The sequence below is a fragment of the Negativicoccus succinicivorans genome (assembly GCF_014207605.1).
GTDB classification, from domain to species: Bacteria; Bacillota; Negativicutes; order Veillonellales; family Negativicoccaceae; genus Negativicoccus; species Negativicoccus succinicivorans.
On record NZ_JACHHI010000009.1, the window covers coordinates 1 to 4068 of the forward strand.

4 protein-coding genes are annotated in these 4068 nt (G+C 42.0%); 3 read left to right on the forward strand and 1 reads right to left on the reverse strand.

Translation table 11 applies throughout. The annotated features are described in order from the left end of the window. The first annotated feature begins 271 nt into the window (after window positions 1-271). From HNR45_RS07175 to HNR45_RS07185, 3 genes are all read left to right on the forward strand, one after another. Window positions 272-571, forward strand: a complete 300-nt coding sequence (locus HNR45_RS07175) for a hypothetical protein (protein ID WP_159823374.1) — start codon at window positions 272-274, stop codon at window positions 569-571. Window positions 572-947: 376 nt separating this feature from the next. Continuing rightward, window positions 948-1178, forward strand: a complete 231-nt coding sequence (locus HNR45_RS07180; RefSeq protein ID WP_159823373.1) for a hypothetical protein — start codon at window positions 948-950, stop codon at window positions 1176-1178. Window positions 1179-1190: 12 nt separating this feature from the next. Continuing rightward, on the forward strand, window positions 1191-2156 hold the full coding sequence (locus HNR45_RS07185) for a replication initiation protein (protein WP_159823372.1): 966 nt from the start codon (window positions 1191-1193) through the stop codon (window positions 2154-2156). A 222-nt stretch (window positions 2157-2378) separates the two neighbouring features. Here the strand turns inward: HNR45_RS07185 and HNR45_RS07190 are convergent, their stop codons facing one another. Next, window positions 2379-4052 (reverse strand): MobA/MobL family protein, encoded by a 1674-nt coding sequence (locus tag HNR45_RS07190; protein WP_184327599.1) that lies wholly within the window; start codon window positions 4050-4052, stop codon window positions 2379-2381. Window positions 4053-4068: the final 16 nt, after the last annotated feature.

The following is a 4068-nucleotide window of genomic DNA, read 5'->3' on the forward strand; positions in this document are numbered from 1 at the left end:
CCTCTCTAGCAATATAGTTATAGTGCGATGTTGCAGTGCCGCTCTTTCCTATTTTGCTTGATAGTCTGTAAAGTGCCATTTATAACCCCGCCTTTGGCGGCGCACGACTTAATTGTAAAATTAAGTCCTAAGTGCGCCTTGCCAATAAATTCTCCTATTTGCTACATTCTAGCATAATCAATTTTATTTTGGCAAGGTTTATGTATTTCTTTGTTTTTTGAGTATTGATTATTTTGTTATCTTTTAATATAATTTTAGTGAGGTGATTATTATGTCAGTTCAGAATTTGCAAAAGCAATTAGAAGCATTGCAACAAAAAAAGGCGGCCGCCGAAACCGAATTAGAAAAAATCCGCAATTCCAAAAATGAAACCGTCAAAACGATACAAAACTTAAAAGCAAAAATCAAAAGACGAGAAAACGCTGAAAAGAGAAAAGAGCGTACAAAACGCTTGATTATCATCGGCGCAGAGTTGGAAAGTGCGTTATCCGGTGAAGTCGACATCGAGCAGTGGAAAGGCTTCCTGCAAAAGTACGCCGGTTCTCTTGGCTATCTGAAAAAAGAGCCTTGATTTCATCAAAAAATCGTGCCGCTGCCACTCTCTTTTTAGCCGGCAAAAGATTTGTAGTTTGCTTTTATTATTTTATATAAATTAGATAAAATAACGCGCGCGCGCGCGTTGTAGTTTAACTAGCTTTTGTTCTAGATATCTTTTGTTATGCGAAAAATGCGGCCCATACCTACGGGCTTTATCGAGGGTTATTGCAACAAAATCCGAGTTTTTTTCGAGTTATTGCAACAAAATCCGAGTTTTTTTGAGGGTTATTGCAACAAAATCCGAGGTAAAGCAACATAAAAAACAATAAAGTTGTAAATTTAAGTTGTAATAACAACAAATGCAGTCTATAATATTGCTAGTATAATTTTTTATAAAGGAGGTAGCAAAAATGGATTTTGAAAGTTTTGATGAACTTAATGAAGACGAAAGAATAAAAGCCGTCGAAAAATTTATTATTAGGGAAGTTGGAACTATTCAGCAAAATTTACATTATCAGGGATATGAAGAAGTTACTTTCTCCGACATTTTAAAAGCTTACGAAATTATGCAACTCAAAAAGCTTAACGAAATAAATGAAAAATTGGAGTCTATTTACCGAGAGCTATGGAGTAGAAGCTAAAGGAAAACAGAAATGACTGACGAAAAAAAAGACATCGTAAAATACGACAATAAATTCAATTTATCGAACTTTGGCGCGTTAAAGTCGGTAGAACAGAATGTTTTTATGGCGATTTTAGCGAAAATCTATCGAAAAAAAGCAACCGGTGTAGCGGTTTCGTTCGATGATCTCCGGCAATGGTCTTTTTTGCAGGCAAAGCGATCATATACACGAGACGAGTGCAAGGCAATCTTTAGCGACTTTTCGGAAAAGGTTTTTAGCGTGCTTTTTCGGGTAGAAAAAGCGAATGGAGAAATTGAGTTCATGCCCATGTTTTCCCGCTGGACAATCTCTCCGGATGACGAAACATCGGTGATAGAACTAAACGCGCCCTTTGCTAACTATTTCTTTGATATCCCCTCTGGGCGGGGGTTTACACAGTTTTTCCTTGATAAATTCGTAATCATCAAGTCGAAATATGCGAAAACCCTCTTTCGCATGTTTCATCAAAATTTCCAAGGAAAATGGACAGTCGGTATTGATGAGTACCGGCGTATAATGGATTTTCCAAAAAGTTACCGGCCAAACAATATTTTGGTTCGGACTAGGGAACTTTTTTCCGAACTCGAATCAACCGGATACATTTCAAATATCGAATTAGACGTTACTAGCTACCCAACACAAGGTCGACCGGTAAGAGATTTGATTTTTACGTACAAGCTAAACCGCCCGAAATTCGCAGAATTAGGCGGTCAAACGACTATCATGGACTTTGATTATTCCGAAACGAAAGAAGAAAAAATCGAAATTACGCCAACCGGTGGACTTGAAGTAATTAAAGACAAAAAAGTGGTTACGAAGCGTGAAAAATGCCCCAAATGCGCCGCTGACGTGATCATCAAGACCGATAAGAGCGGGCAAAAATACAAGTGCTGCGTAAATAACGCCTATTGGCGGTTAGGCAATGCAAACTGCGAATGGCAAGAATATATTGACTAGTGGTTATTTCGTGCTAAAATAAAGGTAGCAAGAAACCAAAAAGCACAAAGTAAGGGTTCAAAAAAGGGACGGTTGCAGCCGTCCCTTTTCCCTTGCTACTTTCGTCGCTCTAACAGCCACGCTAAGATGACTGCTAGTGACGGGGCGAGCAAAGTTGCCCAAACCAAAAAGCACTCCATGAGGATTCACCTCCTTTGGGAGTGCTTTTATTTTAGCAAAATTCTAGCCGATACTAAAGCCGCCACGCCCTTTATCAAGTCCTTTTACGGCTTGCTTACTCTGCGCCCAAACCTTTTCATTGACCTTAAAAGTTACGCCGTTTGGCAGCCGAACCTCGTACTTAGTTCCTAAAAGTCCGTGTTCCGCTCCCTTGATTTCGCCGACATCGGCGATTTCGTACAGTTCGCCGGCAATGCGAACCGTGCCGTTAGAGTAAAGCGTCGTTGTTTCGCCGGTTGAAATATTGCGACTGCTGCTAATCATCGTGCCGGCACTCCGACTAGTCGGTACCGGTAAGGTTTCTTTTTTCGGCTCCGGCTCAATTTCCGGCTCTTTTTCCACAATTTCGATTTTTTTGTCTTCGAAATTTGCCCTTTTTAGCGTCTGTTCTTCCCCGGCCAAGGTGTTTGTATGGGCCGTTTGCCCTTGTTCTGCAAGCCTTTGTGCCGTTTCTTCAACTTCAACCGGCACGGCTTCCGGCACGATTTCCGGAGATTTAGCAGCCGCTGCTTCTTTTTCGGCTTCCAGTTTCAGCATTCTTTGATATTCACGCCAGTTTTCTTTGCGGATTTCGATGATTTTCTCAAGGGGCGTTAAATTCCCCTCAATTTCTGCCATGCGCTCTTGAAGCCTTGCGCCGATGAATTTCACCGCCGCTGGATTTTGTTTTAACGCTGCCTTGACAACGCGCGGTGAATTTCGCAGCCGCTCCGGTGCGTATTCCAACAAAGTTCCGTCAACGGCAAGTAAATCAGCCGCCGCATCGCTATCATCGCCAACGCTTCTCATAAGTTCAATCTGTTCGTTCCGCAACTCTTGTAATTTCCTGTTTTTAGCCTCAATTTCCGCTTGTCGTGCTTTTTGTAATTCGGCGGTCACTTTTTCTATGCCGCCGCTAATTTCGCCCAATTTTTGCGTTTTGGAGTGTTCTTTTGCGGTAACCTGCTTCAACTCCGCTACTACGGCGGGCATAGCCTTTATAGCTTGATATTCGTTCCAAACCTCGCCGGCTCTCATTCTCGCCCTTTTCGCTCCTAAATGGATTTGGGCCGGAATAAGGCTCTCCGGCGCATATTCAACCTTGCGCCGGCAATCGACCCTTTCAAGGCTTCCGGTAATCATCAAAGCCTTGTTTTGAAGCACTTCCCACCGCTTGCGGATATTCAAAAGCCAATTTTTCCGATTTGTGCCGGTTATCGTTTTATCTTTTCGATACCCTCCGGAAATCGTGCCGTCTTTTCGGGTTCTACTCTTTTTGAACCAATTTTCACGGTTCGGTTCGGGGCGGTTTCGTTCAATTTTTCGCTCACTAAAAAGAATGTGGGCGTGGGGGTTGCGCTTGCCGCTCAACACCCCAACATTCTCATGAATTGCGAAAGAGTAAACAAAATCATCTCCGAAAGTTTTTTCACAAAATTTTCGGGTCAAAATGATTTGGTCACGGCTCGAAAGTTCAAGCGGTAAGGCTAACTCTATTTTTCGGTAATTTTCGCTACATTCTTTCCAAAACACCGCCGCTTTTTCATTTGCCCATGTTGGCAGGTTTTTTGATTCTTTGTACACTAAATCTTCCTTTTTAGTGCCTTTTTTGTATTTTCCCTCTCTAGCAATATAGTTATAGTGCGATGTTGCAGTGCCGCTCTTTCCTATTTTGCTTGATAGTCTGTAAAGTGCCATTTATAACCCCGCCTTT

Coding starts and splice junctions, on each gene's coding strand:
- HNR45_RS07185 (WP_159823372.1), top strand. CDS start 1,191: ATGACTGACGAAAAAAAAGACATCGTAAAATACGACAATAAATTCAAT.
- HNR45_RS07180 (WP_159823373.1), top strand. CDS start 948: ATGGATTTTGAAAGTTTTGATGAACTTAATGAAGACGAAAGAATAAAA.
- HNR45_RS07190 (WP_184327599.1), bottom strand. CDS start 4,052: ATGGCACTTTACAGACTATCAAGCAAAATAGGAAAGAGCGGCACTGCA.
- HNR45_RS07175 (WP_159823374.1), top strand. CDS start 272: ATGTCAGTTCAGAATTTGCAAAAGCAATTAGAAGCATTGCAACAAAAA.